This is a genomic window from Leifsonia sp. TF02-11, from assembly GCF_017565305.1.
In the GTDB taxonomy this organism is placed as follows: domain Bacteria; phylum Actinomycetota; class Actinomycetes; order Actinomycetales; family Microbacteriaceae; genus Leifsonia.
Map to the genome: position 1 here is coordinate 167,634 of NZ_JAGEKP010000001.1, position 18,320 is coordinate 185,953.

The following is an 18,320-nucleotide window of genomic DNA, read 5'->3' on the forward strand; positions in this document are numbered from 1 at the left end:
GGAGAAAGTGAGGAAGCGACGGCTACCGCAGCCAGCCGCGGAGGGTTTCGGCGGCGGGGGAGGTGGCGGCGCCGAGCCACGGCGCGACCGCGGTCGCGAACGACCGGCGGGCCTGGCGGGGGTCGTCGTCGACGGACTCCGCCGCCCAGATGACCTGCTCGCCGGCGTAGACGGAGTCGAGGAGGCGCACCAGCGGCTCGATCGGGGTCGCGGCGACCAGGTCGCCGTCGGCCACCGCGTCGCTCAGGGCGGCCCGGGTTCGCTCGGTGAACTCGCGCGGCCGTCCGAACGCCGAACGCGTGTCCGCGTCAGGCAGCACCTGGCCCCAGAAGGCGACGACGACACGCGCTTCCTCGCGGGTGACGGGCGTCGTCGGCAGGATCTCCTCGGCGATGGCGAGCAGGGCGGCCAGCCCGCGGAGCTCGCCGGAGCGCTCGTCGATGCGCGCCAGCGTGCGCTCGACTCCCCGCTGGGCCGCTGCCTCCGCGATCTGCTCGACGGAGTCGAAGTAGTGCCAGAGCGTGCCGGGCACCACGCCCAGCTCGGCCGCGACGGAGCGGCCGTGGGTGCCGGAGACGCCCGAGCGCGCGAGGACCCGGAGGTAGGCCTCCACGATGTCGCGGCGGCGCTGGTCATGGTCGACGATCTTCGGCACGCCCTCCATGATGCCCGACGAATTCCGCGGCGTCTCTTCCCCGCGCGGGATTTTGACGCTAGAGTCAATAACCGAGCACGACGAAGGAGTTCTGCAATGTCCCTGACGGCACCCACCACCACGACCACCGCGATCCACCCGCTCGCGGCGCTCACGCCCGCCGAGATCGACCGCGCACGCGAGGTCCTCACCGAGGCCGGTCTGGTCACCGAGCACACCCGGTTCACGTATGTGCTGCTGCACGAGCCGCACAAGCGCGACGTGCTCGATCCCGAGCGCGCGGCGTCGCTGCACCGCCAGGTGGAGACGCTCCTCCTGGACTTCTCCACCGGCGCCGTCACGCAGGCGGTCGTCGACGTGACCGACGGAGTCGTGGTCGGCACGCGCGAGCTCGACCCGGCGACCGAGGGCACCGCTCCCGTCCTCGACGAGGAGTTCGCGCTCGTCGACGAGATCGTCAAGGCCGACGCCGGCTGGGCTGCGGCGCTCGCCCGGCGCGGCATCCACGACATCGAGAACGTGCGCACCTGCCCGCTCACCGCCGGCCACTTCGACTACGACGACGAGGAGGGCCGCCGCATGTTCCGCGTGCTGGCCTTCTACCAGGGGAGCCCGTCCGACCTCCCGTGGGCGCACCCCATCGACGGCATCGTCGCCCACGTCGACACGCTCTCGCGCTCGGTGATCCGCCTGGTCGAGACGCCGGTCGACACCGTGCCGATGGAGTCGGGCGACTACCTCGACCTCGAGGTGACCGGCCCGCTGCGCACTTCCCTCAAGCCCATCGAGATCAGCCAGCCCGAGGGTGTCAGCTTCAGCTACGACGACGGCGTGCTCAGCTGGGAGAACTGGGACCTGCGCGTCGGCTTCAACGGCCGCGAAGGCCTGACCCTGCACGACGTCGCCTTCACCCACCAGCAGGAACGCCGGCCGATCCTGTACCGGGCCTCCATCTCCGAGATGGTCGTCAACTACGCCGACCCGACTCCCATCCACGGCTGGCAGAACTACTACGACGCCGGCGAGTACCAGTTCGGCCGCCTCGCCAATTCGCTCGAGCTGGGCTGCGACTGCCTCGGCGAGATCTTCTACCTGGACGCCGTGGTCGCCGACGACTTCGGCCGTCCGCGCACGATCACGAACGCGATCTGCATCCACGAGGAGGACTACGGCATCCTCTGGAAGCACACCGACGAGTTCACCCACACGTCGGAGGCGCGCCGTCAGCGCCGCCTGGTCGTGTCGTTCTTCACGACGGTCGGCAACTACGACTACGGGTTCTACTTCTACTTCTACCTCGACGGCACCTTCGAGGTGGAGGCCAAGGCCACGGGCATCGTCTTCACCGGCGCGCACGACGGCGGCGACGACCCGTACTCCACCCCGCTCGCGCCCGGGCTCGGAGCTCCCGTGCACCAGCACATGTTCTGCGCGCGCCTCGACATGACGGTCGACGGCGTCGCGAACGCGGTCGACGAGATCGACGTCGCGCGGGTGCCGGTGTCGGAGGGCAACCCGTGGGGCAGCGCCATCGGCCGCACAGTCACCCGGCTCGAGACGGAGGCCGGCGCGGTGCGGGATGCCGACGGCAGCGTCGGGCGGGTGTGGAGCATCAGCAGCGCCGAGCGCACCAACCGGGTCGGGCGGCCGACCTCGTACGTGCTGCACCCGGAGTCGGGCCCCGCGCTGTTCAGCGCAGAGGAGGCGCACCAGCGCCGTCGCGCCGGATTCGCGGCTCACCACCTGTGGGTGACGCGGTACGAGCCGTCGGAGCTGTGGGCGGCCGGGTACGCGGTCAACCTCCACCCGGGCGGCGCGGGCCTGCCGGCGTACGTCGCCCAGAACCGGCCGATCGACGGCGAGGACATCGTCGTCTGGCACACGTTCGGCCTGACCCACTTCCCACGGCTGGAGGATTGGCCGATCATGCCCGTCGACTACGCGGGCTTCTCGCTCAAGCCGTACGGCTTCTTCGACCGCAACCCGACGCTGGACCTGCCGCGGTCGGCGGCGTCGTGCCACGCGGCGGCCGGTTCGGCGGCGGCTGTATCGTCGGCGTCGGCCTGCGGCCCCGAGTGCAGCTGCGGGCACTGATGATGCTCGACGTGGGCGCGCTCGGGGCCTCCACGGTCTCCGCGTGCTGCCTGCTCGGATCGCCGCGCCCGCGGCGGGTGTGGATCTCGGCGTCGCTGATGGTGCTGGCGATGCTCGGCTGCGTGCTGGCCTCCGCCGCGCCGGGGCTGGGGCTGGTCTCGATCGTGCTCTCGCTGGCCTCTGCCGGGTTCGCGCTCCAGCGGCGCGGCGGACGGGTGGCTCCGATGAGCCTCCACCGTGCGCTCGGCGGCGTGACGATGGCGGCGCTCGTGTCGCTGTCGCTGGGGATGGCCGGTGCTGGCCGGTCGGGCGCGGCAGCCGCGCACTCGCATGGAGTGCCGCTCGTCGCCATCGCGTTCGCGTTCGTTACCGGGTATCTCGTCTACAGCGGGTGGCTGCTGCTCGGGATGGTGCGCGCACGCCGGGTCGCGCCCCGTGCCGGCCGCACCCGGGGTCTCCTGGAGATCGGCGAAGTCACCGGCATGGCCGCGGGCGTGCTCCTCATGTGCGCCATGTGACCGCCGACACGTGAGTCGTGGGGGAACTCGACCTCGGGTTCCCCCCACGACTCACGTCTCGTCGGAGGAGTCGGGCTGCGCGGACTCGGCGATGGTCGCGCGGAGGTCGGCGGCGACGTCCGCCAGGCTTCGTCCCGCGCCGACGGCCATCCCGGCGAGGTACGCGGTGAGCGGTGCCGCCGGCCGGGTGACGCCGTGCGCGGCGTCCTTGGCGAGGTCGAGGATGGCCGACACATCGCCGGGTTCCAGGGCGACGCCGAGGCGGCGCGCCGCGACGCCCGCCCAGGCGTCGAGCTCTTCGGGGGTCATCGGTTCTCCTTCATCCGGTCGAGGTCCTCCTGTATGTCGATGTCGGCGATCGCGTCCGTGGCGGCGTCGACGAGCGGAAGGCCCAGCTCGCCGACGATCGCGCGCGCCGCACGGCCTGCGGTGCCGCCGTCGGCTTCCAGCTCGGCGCAGCGGTCGCGCAGTGCGGCGAGCGGAGCACGCGCGAGCAACCACTGCGGGCGGCCGTCGGAACCGGCCAGCACTCCGGACTCGGTCGCCAACAGCCCGGACACCGCCGCCTCGGGATGTGCCAGATCGGCGGCGACGATCAGGACGTCCGTCGGGCCGCCGTCGATCGCCGCCACGCCCGCCGCCAGAGCGGCGCACGGGCCTCCCCAGCGCGGATACTCGGACACCGTGACGAGCTGGTCGGCTACGCGGACCTCTGAGCCCGTGACCACGACGACCGGCCGACAGCCGGCCACGGAGTCGATCGTGCGATCGAGAAGGCTGCGCCCGTCGACCTCTGCGCTCAGCTTGTCGCTGCCGAACCTCGTCGAACGGCCGCCGGCGATGACGATCGCGGCGGGCGGAGGGGGAGCGGTTGGCACGACATCAGCCTCCCACGCTTCCGTCTCTCGCGGTGGGAGCGGTTCCGTCGGCCGGTCGAACGACCGGTATGGTGTGACGCATGTTCTACGGGCTGGCCGGCTGGCACCTCCTGATCCTGCTGTCGTTCTGGATCGTTCCGCTCACACTGTGGGTGATCGCCCTCGTGCAGCTCGCGAAGTCGAAGGCCGCGGCGGGTCCGGTGGTCGCCTGGGTCGTCATCGTCACCCTGATCCCGCTCGTCGGGGCGATCCTGTGGTTCGCGATCGGCCGGCGCTCGCTCCGCGGCGACACGCCTCCGGCATCGGCGGGCTGAGAATCCGTACCTCCACTGATTCGCCCGCGCGGCTCCGTCGGTAGCGTGCGAAGTGCCGCCTCGCCGAGGCGGCCGGCGACCGCCGCACGGTTCAGATCGGAGAGACATGACCGAGGCCATCGCGCCGACGCCCGCACCGGAGTTCAACCGTTTCGGCTGGGTGAGGAAGCTGCTGCCGCGCATCGTCATCGGCGCGCTCATCGCCGCCGCACTCGTCGGCGTCTATGCGGTGATCATCGGCCGGTGGGACGAGAACTGCTGGAGGCTGATCGGCACCATCGCGCTGCTCGTCTTCTTCTCGCTGGTCTCCTGGTACGACGCCGACGTGTCGGCGCGCCGTGCGTCCTGGTTCGGCGCGGTGTCGGTCGCGCTTTCCGCGTTCCTGCTACTCGACGGCCTCTGGAAGATCTGGGCGCCCGCGCTGGACGGCTCCGTGCCGGACGACTGGTGGTGGGGGTTCTTCTCGTGGATGCTGCTCGTCGCGGTCACGCGGCTCGGCCTCCTGCACATCCACCTGGTGCTGAACACGCAGCGCCGGTTCACCGGGCCGATCATGTCGCAGGTCACGCTGGTCACCCTGATCCTGGTCGGCGCGCTGACCATCGGCCTCGCCGCGCCGCTGGTGTTCCAGCACGTCGATTTCGGCGAGGCGTACTGGCGGCTGGTCGGCGCGATCGCGATCCTGGACGCGCTGGGGACGATCCTGATCCCGTTGACGTACTCGCTGTTCGGGCCGAAGCGGGTGAAGTCGCAGGGGATGCCGTATGCGGCACCCGCCGGCCCGGCCCACGCCGCTGCTCCTGCGCCCGCAGCGTTCGCACCGCCGGTGGTCGCGCCGACCGTGGCGGCGCCGTCCGCGGCCGCGCCGACCGTGGCAGCGCCGCCCGCCGCCCCGGCCTCCGCGTACCCGAACGTGCTCACGCCGGCGGGAGGATTCCGGCTGGAGTGGCCGCGCTACGTCAACGGCACGCCGCTGCCGGCGAAGCCGGACGGGTCCCCGGACTTCACAGGGGTCATCGGATACTAGCCGCGCGGGTCGTCACGCCGACGTCCCGCCGGAGCCTCCGTTCATCACGACGAGGGCGAACGTGACGGCGGCGGCGACGATCAGGATGGCGCCGGCCCCGAGCGCGATGCCCCAGATGGCGCGCGCCCTCCCGACGTGCGGATCCAGACGATTCGCGCGGACGAGCGCCGGGACGCCCGTCGCGAGGGCCACGACGGTACCGGCCACCATCAGCAGCACCGTGAGCGGGTCGATCCCCGTCGCGGTCAGAACGGCGAGCACGGCGATCGCGGCGGCCACGACGCCGCCGGCCAGCGCCGTCGTCGCGAGGCCGTTCCGCGGGGCCACGAGGACGGGCGCGGACAGCGGCACCGCCTGCAGGGAGTCCGTCCAGCGCTGACCGTCCCACCATCTCTGGTAACGGCTGTCGGCGTCGGGATACCAGCCGGGAGGCGGCAACTGACTCATCGGGCTCCTCGTCGAGAACAATGTCGGGTCGATCGAGGCTATCGCTTTCGTTATCGAATCGTGAGGTTTTCGGTGGGGGTGCACCTGTACTGGGGGAGGAGTGGAGTTTCGACTTCCCTGCGAGTTCCCCGAACCCCCTCCCACTCCCACCCCGAACGATATATCGTGAACTATCGTTACCGACTCACCCGAGGAGGACATCATGAGCGGAACATTCACCGGCGGCGGCGCCTGGGGCGGCGGGATGAACCCGGACAACCTGTGGCAGGCGTTCGATCAGCTGCGGTCGCAGTTCGAGAAGAAGGTCGGCACGCGGATGGGGCGCGGCGACGTGCGGTCCGCCGTCCTCAGCCTGCTCGCCGAGAAGCCGATGCACGGGTATCAGATCATCCGCGAGATCGAGGAGCGCAGCGGCGGCAGCTGGAAGCCGTCCGCCGGGTCGGTCTATCCGACCCTTCAGTTGCTCGCCGACGAGGGGCTGATCACGGCGGAGGAGTCCAACGGGCGCAAGACCTACGCGCTCACCGAGGAGGGCAGGGCAGCGGCGGAGGAGGCTGGGCCGGCGCCGTGGGACACGGGCAGCGAGAGCGACAGTGCCGGTGCCAACCGCGGTCCGTTCGGCGGCCACAACCCGTGGGACGGGGAGCTGCCGAAGGCCGGCGTCGCCCTCGCCCAGGCGGCCGCGCAGGTGCGCCGCACGGGGACGCCCGAGCAGATCAAGGAGGCCGTGACCGTCCTGGAGGACGCGCGGCGCAAGCTCTACTCGATCCTCGCGCAGGACTGACCGGGTGGCGGCCCCGGCCACAGCGAACACGGCGGGCGCGGGGGATACCCGCGCCCGCTACCGCCGCATCCTGCGTTTCGCGGCGCGCAACCTCATCCACATCTGGTGGTATGACCTGTTTCTCCCGCGCATCGGTCTCGCCCGGTTCAGCGAGCGTGGGCGCACCAAGCGGCTGACCGCGTTCGCGCGGCGGTTCCACGACCTCGCGGTCGAGCTCGGCGGGCTCATGATCAAGGTCGGGCAGTTCATGTCGAGTCGGCTCGACGTCCTCCCGCCCGAGATCACCAAGGAGCTCGAAGGGCTGCAGGACGAAGTCCCGGCGGTGCCGTTCGAGGCGATCGCGGCGCTGGCCGAGCAGGAGCTCGGTATGCCGCTGGACCGCGTGTTCGAGAGCATCGACCCCGTTCCCGTCGCCGCGGCCTCCCTCGGCCAGGCGCATCGGGCGCGGCTGGTGCAGGCCGACCGGGAAGACACCGGGCTCGACACGGTCGTGGTCAAGGTGCAGCGGCCCGGAATCGACGCGATCGTCGACGTCGACCTCGCCGCACTGCGACGCGTCGGCGGCTGGCTCAAGCGCGTGCGCGTCGTGGCCGACCGGGTCGACATGCCCGCACTGGTCGAGGAGTTCTCGGTGACCTGCCTCGAAGAGATCGACTACCTCCACGAGGCCCGCAGCTGCGCGCGGTTCGCCGACGACTTCGCACACGACCCGCGGGTGGCCAACCCCGAGGTGGTGTGGGAGCGCACCACCCGGCGCGTGCTGACGCTGGAGGACGTGACGGCGATCAAGATCACCGACGCCGCCGCGCTGCGCGCCGCCGGGATCGACCCCGCCCACGTGGCCCCGGTGTTCGCCTCGGTGATGTTCGACCAGCTCTTCACCAACGGGTTCTTCCACGCCGACCCGCACCCGGGCAACATCTTCGTGACGCCCCGCGTCCCCGACCCGGCGGACGCGATGGACGCGACCACCGCGCACCCGTGGAAGCTCACCTTCATCGACTTCGGGATGATGGGGGAGGTGCCGGACAGCACGCGCAGCGGCCTCCGCAAGCTGCTGATCGCGGCGGCTTCCCGCAACGGCAAGGGCCTCGTCGACGCGATGCGGGATGTGGGGGTGCTGCTGCCGAGCGCCGACACGAGCGACCTCGAGCGCGCGATGACACAGCTGTTCGCGCGGTTCGGCGGCATGGGGTTCGCCGAGCTGCGGGAGGTCGACCAGCGCGAGTTCCGCGACTTCGCCGTGCAGTTCGGCGATGTCATCCGTTCGCTGCCGTTCCAGCTCCCCGAGCACTTCCTTCTGATCATCCGGGCCATGTCGCTGACCTCAGGGGTGTGCAGTGCGCTCGACCCGGAATTCAACCTCTGGGACTCGATCGAGCCGTACGCGTCGCAGCTGCTGCGCGACGAGAGCGGCAACGTGGTGCAGGACGTGCTGAAGGAGGCCGTCTCGATCGCCGGCGTCGCCGTGCGGCTGCCGAAACGCCTCGACTCGCTCGTCACGCGCATCGAGGAGGGTGACTTCGCCGTCAAGACGCCGGCACTCGACCACCGCATCGCCCGACTGGAACGGGTCACGCGCCGGCTCATCGGGGCGGTGCTGTTCGGCAGCCTCCTCGTTGCCGGCGCGGTGCTGCTGCCGACCGTGCTCCCGCTCGGGATCGTGCTGATGAGCGTGTCCGTGCTGCCGCTGCTCTACGCGCTCATCGGCCCTCGCCGCCGCTGAGCGAGCGGCGTCAGGCTCCCGTCACCCAGTGGCGGGTGACCGCCTGCACGTGTGCGCCGTCGAGGTCCGCGAGCTTCACGCCGGCGAACCGCTGCGCGGCCTCCGACGTCTGCACGCGGGCCGGCGGGTTCTCGGAGGTCAGCACCTCGACGATCACGTCGGCGACGCCATCCGGCGTCTGGGCGGCCGCGGGGTCGAAGGCGGCGGCGGTGCGCTCCAGGTATGCGCGGAGGGCGCCGTCGTACGGTGTGCCCTCGACCGAGCGCCGGCCGCCGACGTTCGCCACGAACTCGGTGGTCACCGCGCCGGGCTCGATCACGCTCACGTGCACCCCGACGGTCGCCGCCACCGGGGTCAGCGACTCCATGAACCCCTCGACCGCGAACTTGGCCGCGCAGTAGGCCTCGTTGAACGGCTGGCCGACGACGCCTCCCACACTCGTGACGGTGAGGATGCGGCCACCACTCGCCCGCAACAGCGGGAGAGCCGCCTTGGTCACGGCGACCACGCCGAAGAAGTTGACCTCCATCACCCCGCGCACGTCCTCCACCGACTCCAGCTCGATCGTGCCGAGGTGGCCGGCGCCCGCGTTGTTGAGCAGGGCGTCCAGGCGGCCGTAGGTCGACTCCACGTGCGCGAAGCACGCGGCGACGGAGGCCGGATCGGTGACGTCGAGCGGCTGGAAGTCGAGCGAGACACCCGCAGAGTCTGCCGCGGCGCGGAGGGCGTCTGCGCGGTTCAGGTCGCGCATGGTGGCGACGACGGTGAAGCCGGCGCGGGCGGCGGCGACGGCCGAGGCCAGGCCGATTCCGGAGGAGGTGCCGGTGATGAGGAGGATCGATTGGGTCACGATGTCATCCTGCCACCGACTCCAGCTTGACACTCAGTGTCGAATCACGCATTCTGTGCTGGCTGCCACCGTCGGCAGCGCCCAGCCCGTTGTCACGATGGAGTGTCATGAAGTCGGTCCGCCGCCCTCTCGTCGCGGCGTCCGCCGTCCTGGTCCTGGTCGGCATCCAGGCGGTCGCCGATCCGACCGGACTGCTCGCGCTGGTCGGTTGGTCGGGCGCCGTACCGACGCTCGCGGCAGGCGGTTGGTCGTTCGCCCCCTACCTGGTCGGCGTTCCCGTGCTGCTCGGGATGGTGTGGTGGGTGACGGTGCGCGCGGGTGAGCGGTACTGGACGCTCGTGACGGGCGTGGTGCTGGCCGTCGTGCTGGCGCAGGCTCTCACTTGCCTGGTGATGACGTGGAACCCGGCGGTGAGCGCGTGGGCCGCCGGCTATGTGACGGCCAAGGCCATCCCGGCCGCGCTGATCGTGGCGGCCGTCGCGCGCTGGTTCGGCGGCCCGACCCGCCGGGAGTCGCACCGCTGCGGCCCGCCGTGGATCCCTGCCGCCCTCTTCGCGGCTGCCGCGCCGCTGTTGGCCGGCGAGTGGTGGACGAGCGCCGCGTACGCGCCGGGCGTCCCCGTCGCCCGGCCCGACCGCGGGCCGCTCTCGGTGATCGTCGCCGTGCTCCTGCTCGGGCTCGCCACCGTGGTGTGCCTGCGCTGGATGCGGCGACGCGTCCCGGGCGTCCTGGGCGGCTGGCTCGCGGCACTCGTGGCGGGCGGCCTGGTCGGCCTCGTGCAGGCGGTTGTCGCGTTCGCGGTCGACGGCGGGCTCAGCGGTGACCTCTGGCCGGCGATGGCGGCCTATGTCGCGGTCGCGGACGGGCTCTCGTTCGGCGCGTGCGTCGGCTGGATCGTCGGCGTCGGCGCACTGGCGGTCGAACGGATCCCTGCCGCCGGCCGTGAGCGCGTCGCGCGGCTGTCGGCGGCGGCGATCGTGGTGGTCGCCGTCGTTGTGGCGCTCGGAGTGCCGGCGATCGCGCCCGCCTCGGCGGCGGACTCCTCGGCCACAGCCTCCGGCAGCGCTGCCGCCGACGCCGCTCCGGCCGGCTTCCTCCGCGCCTCCGGTACGACCATCACCGACGGCCGCGGCGACCAGGTGCTGCTGCGCGGCGTCAACGTCAACCAGCTCGTCGACTTCTACCAGCCGAAGGCCGGGGTCGCCGCGACGCGTCCCCTCACGGAGGCGGACTTCGCCGGCATCGCCGCGCAGGGCTTCGACGTGGTGCGCCTCAACCTCTCCTGGTCGGCGCTGGAGCCGACCAGGAGCGCGCTCTCGCCGAGCTACCTCGCGGCGGTGAAGCAAGCCGTGGGCTGGGCGCGCCAGCACGGCATCTACATCGTGCTCGACATGCACCAGGACGGCTGGTGGAAGGGCGCGACGCCGTCGGGCGCCGAGTGCCGGCCCGGCACCGACCCGATGTGGGGCTACGACGGCGCCCCGGCCTGGGCGACGATCACCGACGGCGCCCCGCGCTGCCAGTTCACCGGGCGCGACATCTCGCCGGCCGGCGACCGGGCGTTCCAGAACTTCTACTTCGATACCTCCGGAGTCCAGTCGGCTCTCGTGGCGACCTGGGGAAAGCTCGCGCGGGTCTTCCGCGACGAGCCGACGGTCGCCGGGTACGACCTCCTCAACGAGCCGGGATTCGGGGAGACCGCCCCCGTGACGACGTCGTACCTGCTCGGCCGGTTCTACGACCGTGCGATCGGCGCGATCCGCGCGGCCGGGTCGCGGCAGATCGTCGTCGTCGAGCCCAGCATCTTCTGGTCGGGCCTCGGCTTCGACACCGGCCCGACGCCCGGCTTCACGACGGACGGGAACATCGTCTTCTCACCGCACCTCTACGCCGAGTCGATCACGATGGACCGCTCGCTCGGCCTGCCGCCGATCGTCGGCCTGGAGCGGCAGTTCACGCTCGCCCAGCGGGTCGCCGCCCAGTACGACGCGCCGCTGTGGTCGGGGGAGTACGGCTACTGGGGCGACACCGCCGACGTCGACGCGCGACTCGCGCGCTACGCGAAAGCCGAGGACGCGAACCGGTTGGGCAGCGCGTACTGGGTGTGGAAGCAGGCGTGCGGCGATCCGCAGAACGGCATCGGACCGACGGGCAACGGGCTGCAGGTGCAGAACTGCACGACAGGAGGCGACGCGCCGCCGCGCACCGACCTGCTCGCCGTCCTGAGCCGTGCGTACCCGCGCTCGGCGCCCGGCACCCTCAGCGTGCTGAGCGCGAAGGGCGCCGACCTGCTCCTCGTCGGTGCGACGCAGCAGGACAGCTGCGGGCTGGAGGTGTGGGTGCCCGGCGCGACGGAGCCGACCGTGCACTCCACCGGGGTGACGGCGCTCGCGACCGTCGCGGCGCCGGGAGGGTGGCTCATCACCGGCTGCGCCGCCGGCCGCTACACGCTCAACACCAGCGCCTGAGCGGCGCGCGCGCCGCCGAAGGGCACGTCGTTGTCCCCTTCGAGTGCCGAAGGGGACAACAACGTGCCCCTCGCGCTCGTCGTCGTCGGCCTCACATTGCACTTTCAGGTACGCAGTGCAAACTTGCACTTCGTGAGTGAGAGTGCAATGTCGACCCGCGAGCGGCGCAAGGCCGAGACCGCGCAGGGACTCAAAGACGCCGCCCGCAGGCTCACCATCGCGAACGGCCTCACCGGCTTCACGATCGAAGAGCTATGCGAGGAGGTCGGCGTCTCCCGCCGCACGTTCTTCAACTACTTCGCCTCCAAGGAGAACGCCGTCATCGGCGTGCCCGTCGACCTCGACGAGTCCGGTGCCGCCGAGAGATTCGCCGCCGCAGGTGCCCGCGGCATCCCGCATCTCGTCGACGACCTGATCGCGCTGCACCTCGAGCGCTGGTCGTTCGGGGGCATCACGGCCGCGGAGGTCGCCCAGATCATCCAGGCGTTCGAGCGCGAGCCGCGGCTCATCGGGCACATGCTCCAGCTGGCCGGCGAGAGCGAGCGCGGCGACATCGAGCTCGTGGAGCGCAGGGAGGGCCTCCCCGCCGGCGACCTGCGGGCGGCGGCAGCCGTGCAGCTCGTCGGCGCGATCATGCGCGCGAGTGCCGAGCAGTACTTCAAGCCCGATCCCGGCGGGTCAGAGCCCGCCGACGACCTGGCCACGCTCGTGCATCGCCGCCTCGAGGTCGTGCGCGAGCTCTTCTAGACGTCACCGCACCAGCAGACACACGAAACGCCAACGAACGGACACCATGACAACCGCCATCGCGCCGGCCCCGATGCTGCTCACCAAGCGCCGCATCTGGATCATCTTCAGCGCCCTCATCGCCGGGATGCTGCTCTCCAGCCTCGACCAGACCATCGTCTCGACCGCCATGCCGACCATCGTCGGCGACCTCGGCGGCGTCTCGCACCAGGTCTGGATCACGACCGCGTACATCCTCGCCACGACGATCGTCATGCCGGTGTACGGCAAGCTCGGCGACGTGCTCGGCAGGCGGTGGCTGTTCATCGCGGCCATCGCGATCTTCACCGCCGCCTCCGTCGGCTGCGCCTTCGCGGGCGACTTCTGGACGTTCGTCGTCTTCCGCGCCCTGCAGGGTCTCGGCGGCGGCGGTCTGATGATCCTGTCGCAGGCGATCATCGCCGATATCGTGCCGGCCAACGAGCGCGGCAAGTACCTCGGGCCGCTCGGCGCGATCTTCGGCCTCTCGGCGGTCGCCGGCCCGCTGCTCGGCGGCTTCTTCGTCGACCACCTGACCTGGCAGTGGGCGTTCTACATCAACATCCCGGTCGGGATCGCCGCGCTCGTGATCGCGATCTTCGCGCTCACGCTGCCGACCAAGAAGGCGACGCAGCCGATCGACATCCTCGGCATCCTGTTCCTCTCGATCGCCACGACCTGCCTGATCTTCTTCACCGACTTCGGCGGCGACAAGGCCTACGGCTGGGGCTCGCTCGCGACCTGGGCGTGGGGTGCCGGGATGCTGGCGGCGGCCGTCGCGTTCGTGATCGCGGAGGCCAAGGCCACGGACCCGATCATCCCGCTGAGCCTGTTCAAGAATCCGATCTTCATCAACGCGACGGCGATCGGCCTCGCCCTCGGCATCGGGATGTTCGCGGCGATCGGCTTCGTGCCGACCTTCCTGCAGATGTCGTCCGGCACGTCGGCAGCGGCATCCGGCCTGCTGATGATCCCGATGATGGTGGGCCTGATCGGCACGTCCATCCTGTCGGGTGCTCTGATCACCCGCACAGGTCGGTACCGCCTGTTCCCGATCCTGGGCACCGTCATCACGGGCATCGCGATGGTGTGCATGACGACGCTCGCCGCCTCCACGCCGATCTGGCTGATCTGCGTGTACCTGTTCGTGTTCGGCGCCGGCCTCGGCCTGATCATGCAGGTCGTCGTGCTGGTGGTGCAGAACGCGGTGCCCGCCGCGCAGCTCGGCACCGCGACCTCCACGAACAACTACTTCCGCGAGGTGGGCGCGGCGCTCGGCACAGCGGTCTTCGGCACGCTGTTCACCACGCGGCTCACCGACAACCTCACGGCGGTGTTCACCAAAGCCGGCGCCTCGGCGTCCGATGCGGCCGGTGCCACTTCCACCCTGAGCCCCGAGGCCCTGAACAAGCTCCCGGAGGCCGTGCACACCGGCGTCGTCAACGCCTACGCCGACGCCCTCGCCCCGGTGTTCTGGTACCTGCTGCCGTTCATCGCGGTCGCGTTCCTGCTGGCGCTGTTCCTCAAGCAGATCCCGCTGTCCGACCAGTCGGGCCTCGTCGCCCGCGGCGAGGCGATCGGCGGTGAGGAGGCCGAACGGCTGGAGGCCGAGCAGCGGGGACGCAAGCGGACCCCCGACGCGAATCTTCCCGACGCGAACCTCCCCGACGCCGACCTCCAGGACTCCCCACACCCCTAGCCCGCGACCTCGAGGGGCACGTTGTTGTCGCTTTCGCCCGCGAAAAGCGACAACAACGTGCCCCTCGGCGCTCGGAGGCGGCGGTTTTGTCCCCCGGCTGTGGCGACGCGGCGTCTTGCCGCGCGCGGGGAGCCTGGTGCATCATGCGCCACGAGGGCACCCCCGTTCGGGTGTCACCACGACATGCGGGGGTCGGTCATGCCAGCGATGGAGCCGAACGGAGTCCACGGCACGTTCGTCGCGGTGTTCCTCTACGCCGAGGAGTCCCGCGAGAGCTTCAGCAGACGTCTGCCCCTCGTCGGCGCCGGACCTCCCGCGGTGATCCGTGCCGCTGCGGCGTTCGAGGGCGCCGCTGCGGTCGACGTCTTTCGGCTCGTGGACGCCAGCGCGTGGCCGGAGGCTGCCGCCTACCTCTACTCCGGAACCGAACCGCGGACCCTCGCCGATGGTGACGACAACGTCCAGCAGCTCTCGACGCCGGACGACTGAATCCCGGAGGACCGACCGACTACCGCGGCGTGTACTCGTACACCACGGCCGACCAGTGGTTGTCGATCTCGTCCCACGCCGCATCGTCCATGTAGGCGAGCCGGAACTGCAGGTTCAGGATCGGCCCGAGCACGTCCAACACCTCCGGGCGGAACGGCGTCTCCGGCGACAGCCCCAGGCCGAAGCTGTGGATGATGCTGTCGTCCGCCGCGCGCAGCCAGACGCCCCAGCCGCGCTCGAGGGGCATCGCGACGACGCGGAACACGTGGGCGGGCTCGTAGTCGGCGGGCAGCGCATCGGGCAGGTCGGCCATCGTCCCAAACTACAGCGCGCCCAGCTACACGGGCGAGTGCGCCGCCGCTTCCGCCTTCCGTTCCCGCGCCCGCCGCACGTCCGCGATGACGGCGCAGGCGGTCGCGGCGGCGGCCGAGAGCACGACCACGATGGCGTCGACCACGCGGTCCGGCCCGAGCGCAGGGCCGGGAGCGGTCGCCGACGCCGCGAGCGCGATCACCGCGACCGCGCCGGCGAATCTGGCGAGCTCCCGCATCAGCCGCCCATCACCCTAGGCCCGAGACGCCCGCGTCTCCATGGCCGCGGCGAGCTCCCGGATGAACAGGGCCTGGGTCACGATCAGCCGTTCGATCTCGTCAGGGTCGACGGATTCGTCGGAGGCGTGGATGCGCGACTGCTTGGTGTCCTCCGCGCCCCACAGCAGGATCGCCGCGCCGGGCGACACCTTCTTCAGCGACGCCACGAGCGGGATGGAGGCGCCGCTGCCGATCGACTCGACCGGGCGTCCGTACGCCGTCTGCATCGCGTCCATGGCCGCCGGGATGGCCGGGTGGCTCTCGTCCACCCGGAAGGCGTGCCCGACCTTCACCTTCTCGACCTCCACGATGCAGTTCCACGGGCGCTGCGCCCGCAGGTGCGCCATCAGCGCCTCCAGCTGCGCGTCGCCGTCCGAGCCGGGGATGATGCGCATCGAGAGCTTGGCCGTGACGGACGGCAGCAGGACGTTCGACGCCTCGACCGTGTTCGGGAGGTCCATCCCGAGCACAGTCACCGACGGTTTCATCCAGATGCGGTCGGCCAAAGAGCCGGTGCCCAGGTAGTCGACACCGGGGAGGATGGCCGACCCTTCCCGGTACACCGGCTCGTCCATCGCCGCCCCGTCCCAGCTGCCCGAGTCCACGCCGGGGATGACCGTGTCCCCGTGCTCGTCGTGCAGGGTGTCGAGGATGCGGATCATCGCGGTCAACGCATCGGGAGCGGCTCCGCCGAACTCGCCGGAGTGCACCGGGTTCGCGAGGGTGCGAACCGTGACGGTGCACGCCACGTCGCCGCGCAGCGCGACCGTGAGCCCTGGCCGCCCGACCTCCTGACCGCCGATATCGGCGATCACGGCCGCATCGCAGGCGAACAACGCGTGATTGGCCTCGACGAACGCCTCGAGGTGCGAGATCGTCTCCTCCTCGCCCTCCGAGAGCAGGATCACCCGGCACGGCCGGTCGGGGCCGAGCAGCTTCAGAGTCGCGTAGTTGGCGACGAGGCCGGAGATGTCGTCGGCGGCGCCGCGGCCGTAGATGCGGCCGTCCGCTTTGCGGGTCGGCTCCCACGGGTCGCTCGACCAGCCCTGGGTCTCGGCCGCCGGCTGCACGTCGTAGTGGGCGTACAGGAGCACGGTGGGGGAGCCGTCGGGGCCGGGCAGGTCGGCGTAGACGCACGGGTAGCCGCCCGGCACGTCGAGCAGACGCACCCCTTCGGCGCCCGCCGCCGCGTACATGTCGACCACGGCCTGGCCCATGCGGTGCACGGGTTCGGGGTCGAAGCCGGGGAACGCCACGGACGGGATCCGCACGAGCTCCTCGAGTCGCTCGAGCACGTCGGGCATGAGCGCCGCCGCGCGGGCCGGGATGTCGGATGCGGTGTCGGTCATTGTTCGGTTCCTCCGTGAGTGCGGTGCGCGATCAGTGGACGATCAGCTGGATGAGCAGGCCGGACGCGACCACGGCGACCCAGGACACCAGCATCGGGATGGTGAATGAGTGCCACACGGGCACCTGCGTCAGTTTCGTCGACCCCGTTCTGTCGGTCTCGACCGACGCGATCTGCGAGCCGTTGGCCGGGAACAGCCAGACGCCGATCAGGGACGGCCACATCGCCGTGATCACCCCGGGAGCCAGCCCGGCGCTCAACGCGATCGGGATCAGCGTGTTCGTCGTCGCCGACTGGCTGGTCGTCAGGCCGGCCACGATGAACAGCGCGACCGCCAGCAGCAGCGGGTTCGCCTTGATGAGCTCGCCCAGCGGCTTGATGATGGTCTCCTCGTTGGCGGAGATGAAGGTGTCGGCCATCCAGGCGATGCCGAAGAGGGCGACGGCGGCGACGAAGCCCGCGCGCAGCAGCGGCTGTTCGACGACCAGCGACGGCTTCACCCGGCGTACCAGGATGATGACCAGCGCGACGGTGAACATCACCATCTCGATCACGGTCGCCATCGGGATCGGCTCCGGCTTGCCCTCCGCGTCGGGGAACGCCGGCCGTAGCGACGGGAACAGGCCGAGCAGTACGACGAGCAGGGTGCCGGCGACGAAGATCCAGGCGGAGACCGCGCCTCCCGGAGGCACGGGGTGCTCGATGGCCGACGACTCCTCCTTGGTGAGCCGCCCCGCCCCGCGCGGCGGCTTGGTGGCGACGGCGGTGGCCGGTATCCCGGTCTCCGACCCGTCTCCTGCTGCCGCGAGGGCGGGGGCGGCGCGCCCCACCTGCTGGTCGTAGCGCGTCTGCAGAGCGGCGGGGACCTGAACGGTCCCGTCCTCCACCCGCTTGAGGAACACCGGGTCGTGGAGCAGCTCCTTGCCGATGCGCTGCTGCACGAACGACGTCACGACGCACGCGACGATCGCGGAGGGGACGGTGATGGCGAGCACCTGGGGGAGCCCGAAGCCCTTCGCCTCCATCAGCACCAGGTAGGCCGCCATCGCCGCGGAAACCGGGCTCGCGGTGATGCCGAGTCCCGACGTGACCGTGGACGCCGCCAGCGCCCGCTCTGGACGCTGGCCGTTGCGGTAGGCGGTCTCGTAGATGACCGGGATGAGGGCGAAGAAGATGTTGGAGGTGCCCGATAGGACCGTGAACACGAACGCGACGAGGGGAGCGACATAGGTGAGCCGCCGCGGGTTGGCCTGGATGATCTTCGACGCGATCGACACCAGGTAGTCGATGCCGCCCGCGGCCTGCATCGCGCTCGACGCCGTGATGACCGCGATGATGATGAAGAACGCGTCGATCGGCGGTGATCCCGGCGGCAGGCGGAACACGAAGACGAGGATCGCGGTGCCGACGACGCCCCACAGCCCGAGGCCCAGCCCTCCGGTCCTGACGCCGAGCACGATGGCGCCGATGACGACGCACGCTTGGATGATGACCAGAGCGATCTCCATGGTCGACCTCCCCCCATTCGGCCATAGGATGCAACACTCGCGGCGCGATGGGGAGAGGGCAATTGCGGCGGATCCGCACGCTTCCGGATGTCGAAGGATTCGGGTGTAGCCACAGCGGCGCCCCGCGAGTTACATTCCCGTCGCCGGCACTGGACCGGTC

General features: G+C 71.0%; 19 protein-coding genes. 10 read left to right on the forward strand and 9 right to left on the reverse strand.

The features are described from left to right. Positions 1 to 22: 22 nt before the first annotated feature. On the reverse strand, positions 23 to 655 hold the full coding sequence (locus tag JNB50_RS00810) for a TetR/AcrR family transcriptional regulator (RefSeq protein WP_208038213.1): 633 nt from the start codon (positions 653 to 655) through the stop codon (positions 23 to 25). Between the two features lie 96 nt (positions 656 to 751). On the opposite strand from JNB50_RS00810, the gene JNB50_RS00815 reads away from it, so the two are divergent. Beyond that, positions 752 to 2,749, forward strand: coding sequence for a primary-amine oxidase (locus JNB50_RS00815; protein WP_208038214.1), 1,998 nt, complete (start codon positions 752 to 754; stop codon positions 2,747 to 2,749). Further along, complete coding sequence (locus JNB50_RS00820; RefSeq protein WP_208038215.1) at positions 2,749 to 3,267, forward strand: hypothetical protein; 519 nt, start codon at positions 2,749 to 2,751, stop codon at positions 3,265 to 3,267. Before JNB50_RS00815 ends, JNB50_RS00820 begins: the two co-directional genes overlap by 1 nt. 51 nt (positions 3,268 to 3,318) lie before the next feature. On the opposite strand, the gene JNB50_RS00825 is transcribed toward JNB50_RS00820, so the two are convergent. Continuing rightward, positions 3,319 to 3,576, reverse strand: a complete 258-nt coding sequence (locus JNB50_RS00825) for a DUF6457 domain-containing protein (RefSeq protein ID WP_208038216.1) — start codon at positions 3,574 to 3,576, stop codon at positions 3,319 to 3,321. After that, the gene (locus JNB50_RS00830) at positions 3,573 to 4,145 is read right to left on the reverse strand and encodes an NTP transferase domain-containing protein (RefSeq protein ID WP_208038217.1); all 573 of its coding nucleotides are present in this window, start codon (positions 4,143 to 4,145) and stop codon (positions 3,573 to 3,575) included. Before JNB50_RS00830 ends, JNB50_RS00825 begins: the two co-directional genes overlap by 4 nt. Positions 4,146 to 4,225: 80 nt before the next feature. Between JNB50_RS00830 and JNB50_RS00835 the strand changes: the two genes are divergently transcribed. Both JNB50_RS00835 and JNB50_RS00840 read left to right on the forward strand, forming a co-directional pair. Continuing rightward, entirely contained in the window at positions 4,226 to 4,459 is a 234-nt protein-coding gene (locus tag JNB50_RS00835; protein WP_208038218.1) for a PLDc N-terminal domain-containing protein, read from the forward strand. A gap of 106 nt (positions 4,460 to 4,565) precedes the next feature. Continuing rightward, positions 4,566 to 5,486: a hypothetical protein gene (locus JNB50_RS00840; RefSeq protein WP_208038219.1), complete on the forward strand. Its 921-nt coding sequence runs from the start codon at positions 4,566 to 4,568 to the stop codon at positions 5,484 to 5,486. A gap of 12 nt (positions 5,487 to 5,498) precedes the next feature. Here the strand turns inward: JNB50_RS00840 and JNB50_RS00845 are convergent, their stop codons facing one another. After that, positions 5,499 to 5,933, reverse strand: coding sequence for a DUF2510 domain-containing protein (locus tag JNB50_RS00845; protein ID WP_208038220.1), 435 nt, complete (start codon positions 5,931 to 5,933; stop codon positions 5,499 to 5,501). A 202-nt stretch (positions 5,934 to 6,135) separates the two neighbouring features. On the opposite strand from JNB50_RS00845, the gene JNB50_RS00850 reads away from it, so the two are divergent. Further along, a complete protein-coding gene (locus JNB50_RS00850; RefSeq protein ID WP_208038221.1) occupies positions 6,136 to 6,717 on the forward strand; it encodes a PadR family transcriptional regulator in 582 nt (193 codons plus the stop codon). A 4-nt stretch (positions 6,718 to 6,721) separates the two neighbouring features. Further along, on the forward strand, positions 6,722 to 8,443 hold the full coding sequence (locus JNB50_RS00855; protein ID WP_208038222.1) for an AarF/ABC1/UbiB kinase family protein: 1,722 nt from the start codon (positions 6,722 to 6,724) through the stop codon (positions 8,441 to 8,443). 10 nt (positions 8,444 to 8,453) lie between these two features. Here the strand turns inward: JNB50_RS00855 and JNB50_RS00860 are convergent, their stop codons facing one another. Then, a complete protein-coding gene (locus tag JNB50_RS00860) occupies positions 8,454 to 9,293 on the reverse strand; it encodes an SDR family oxidoreductase (protein WP_208038223.1) in 840 nt (279 codons plus the stop codon). Positions 9,294 to 9,400: 107 nt separating this feature from the next. Between JNB50_RS00860 and JNB50_RS00865 the strand changes: the two genes are divergently transcribed. The 4 genes from JNB50_RS00865 (at position 9,401) to JNB50_RS00880 (ending at position 14,714) form a co-directional block, all read left to right on the forward strand. Further along, positions 9,401 to 11,761, forward strand: a complete 2,361-nt coding sequence (locus JNB50_RS00865) for a glycoside hydrolase family 5 protein (RefSeq protein WP_208038224.1) — start codon at positions 9,401 to 9,403, stop codon at positions 11,759 to 11,761. 132 nt (positions 11,762 to 11,893) lie between these two features. Next, positions 11,894 to 12,508 carry a TetR/AcrR family transcriptional regulator gene (locus tag JNB50_RS00870; RefSeq protein WP_208038225.1) on the forward strand — a complete coding sequence of 205 codons (615 nt, stop codon included), beginning with the start codon at positions 11,894 to 11,896 and terminating at the stop codon, positions 12,506 to 12,508. A gap of 46 nt (positions 12,509 to 12,554) precedes the next feature. Next, on the forward strand, positions 12,555 to 14,225 hold the full coding sequence (locus tag JNB50_RS00875; protein WP_243767851.1) for an MDR family MFS transporter: 1,671 nt from the start codon (positions 12,555 to 12,557) through the stop codon (positions 14,223 to 14,225). A 198-nt stretch (positions 14,226 to 14,423) separates the two neighbouring features. Continuing rightward, the gene (locus tag JNB50_RS00880) at positions 14,424 to 14,714 is read left to right on the forward strand and encodes a hypothetical protein (RefSeq protein ID WP_243767852.1); all 291 of its coding nucleotides are present in this window, start codon (positions 14,424 to 14,426) and stop codon (positions 14,712 to 14,714) included. Positions 14,715 to 14,733: 19 nt separating this feature from the next. Here JNB50_RS00880 and JNB50_RS00885 read toward each other — a convergent pair whose 3' ends face one another. The 4 genes from JNB50_RS00885 to JNB50_RS00900 are packed head-to-tail and all read right to left on the reverse strand — an operon-like array spanning position 14,734 to position 18,160. Continuing rightward, the gene (locus tag JNB50_RS00885) at positions 14,734 to 15,027 is read right to left on the reverse strand and encodes a hypothetical protein (protein ID WP_208038226.1); all 294 of its coding nucleotides are present in this window, start codon (positions 15,025 to 15,027) and stop codon (positions 14,734 to 14,736) included. Positions 15,028 to 15,051: 24 nt separating this feature from the next. Next, complete coding sequence (locus tag JNB50_RS00890) at positions 15,052 to 15,264, reverse strand: hypothetical protein (protein ID WP_208038227.1); 213 nt, start codon at positions 15,262 to 15,264, stop codon at positions 15,052 to 15,054. A gap of 15 nt (positions 15,265 to 15,279) precedes the next feature. After that, positions 15,280 to 16,653 (reverse strand): M20/M25/M40 family metallo-hydrolase, encoded by a 1,374-nt coding sequence (locus JNB50_RS00895; RefSeq protein WP_208038228.1) that lies wholly within the window; start codon positions 16,651 to 16,653, stop codon positions 15,280 to 15,282. Between the two features lie 31 nt (positions 16,654 to 16,684). Beyond that, complete coding sequence (locus tag JNB50_RS00900) at positions 16,685 to 18,160, reverse strand: anaerobic C4-dicarboxylate transporter family protein (protein WP_208038229.1); 1,476 nt, start codon at positions 18,158 to 18,160, stop codon at positions 16,685 to 16,687. Positions 18,161 to 18,320: the final 160 nt, after the last annotated feature.

Bases quoted from the DNA above. Each gene is read 5' to 3' on its own strand.
- JNB50_RS00895 (WP_208038228.1), bottom strand. From the start codon at position 16,653: ATGACCGACACCGCATCCGACATCCCGGCCCGCGCGGCGGCGCTCATG.
- JNB50_RS00840 (WP_208038219.1), top strand. From the start codon at position 4,566: ATGACCGAGGCCATCGCGCCGACGCCCGCACCGGAGTTCAACCGTTTC.
- JNB50_RS00900 (WP_208038229.1), bottom strand. From the start codon at position 18,160: ATGGAGATCGCTCTGGTCATCATCCAAGCGTGCGTCGTCATCGGCGCC.
- JNB50_RS00845 (WP_208038220.1), bottom strand. From the start codon at position 5,933: ATGAGTCAGTTGCCGCCTCCCGGCTGGTATCCCGACGCCGACAGCCGT.
- JNB50_RS00890 (WP_208038227.1), bottom strand. From the start codon at position 15,264: ATGCGGGAGCTCGCCAGATTCGCCGGCGCGGTCGCGGTGATCGCGCTC.
- JNB50_RS00850 (WP_208038221.1), top strand. From the start codon at position 6,136: ATGAGCGGAACATTCACCGGCGGCGGCGCCTGGGGCGGCGGGATGAAC.
- JNB50_RS00815 (WP_208038214.1), top strand. From the start codon at position 752: ATGTCCCTGACGGCACCCACCACCACGACCACCGCGATCCACCCGCTC.
- JNB50_RS00825 (WP_208038216.1), bottom strand. From the start codon at position 3,576: ATGACCCCCGAAGAGCTCGACGCCTGGGCGGGCGTCGCGGCGCGCCGC.
- JNB50_RS00835 (WP_208038218.1), top strand. From the start codon at position 4,226: ATGTTCTACGGGCTGGCCGGCTGGCACCTCCTGATCCTGCTGTCGTTC.
- JNB50_RS00875 (WP_243767851.1), top strand. From the start codon at position 12,555: ATGACAACCGCCATCGCGCCGGCCCCGATGCTGCTCACCAAGCGCCGC.
- JNB50_RS00820 (WP_208038215.1), top strand. From the start codon at position 2,749: ATGATGCTCGACGTGGGCGCGCTCGGGGCCTCCACGGTCTCCGCGTGC.
- JNB50_RS00880 (WP_243767852.1), top strand. From the start codon at position 14,424: ATGCCAGCGATGGAGCCGAACGGAGTCCACGGCACGTTCGTCGCGGTG.
- JNB50_RS00865 (WP_208038224.1), top strand. From the start codon at position 9,401: ATGAAGTCGGTCCGCCGCCCTCTCGTCGCGGCGTCCGCCGTCCTGGTC.
- JNB50_RS00885 (WP_208038226.1), bottom strand. From the start codon at position 15,027: ATGGCCGACCTGCCCGATGCGCTGCCCGCCGACTACGAGCCCGCCCAC.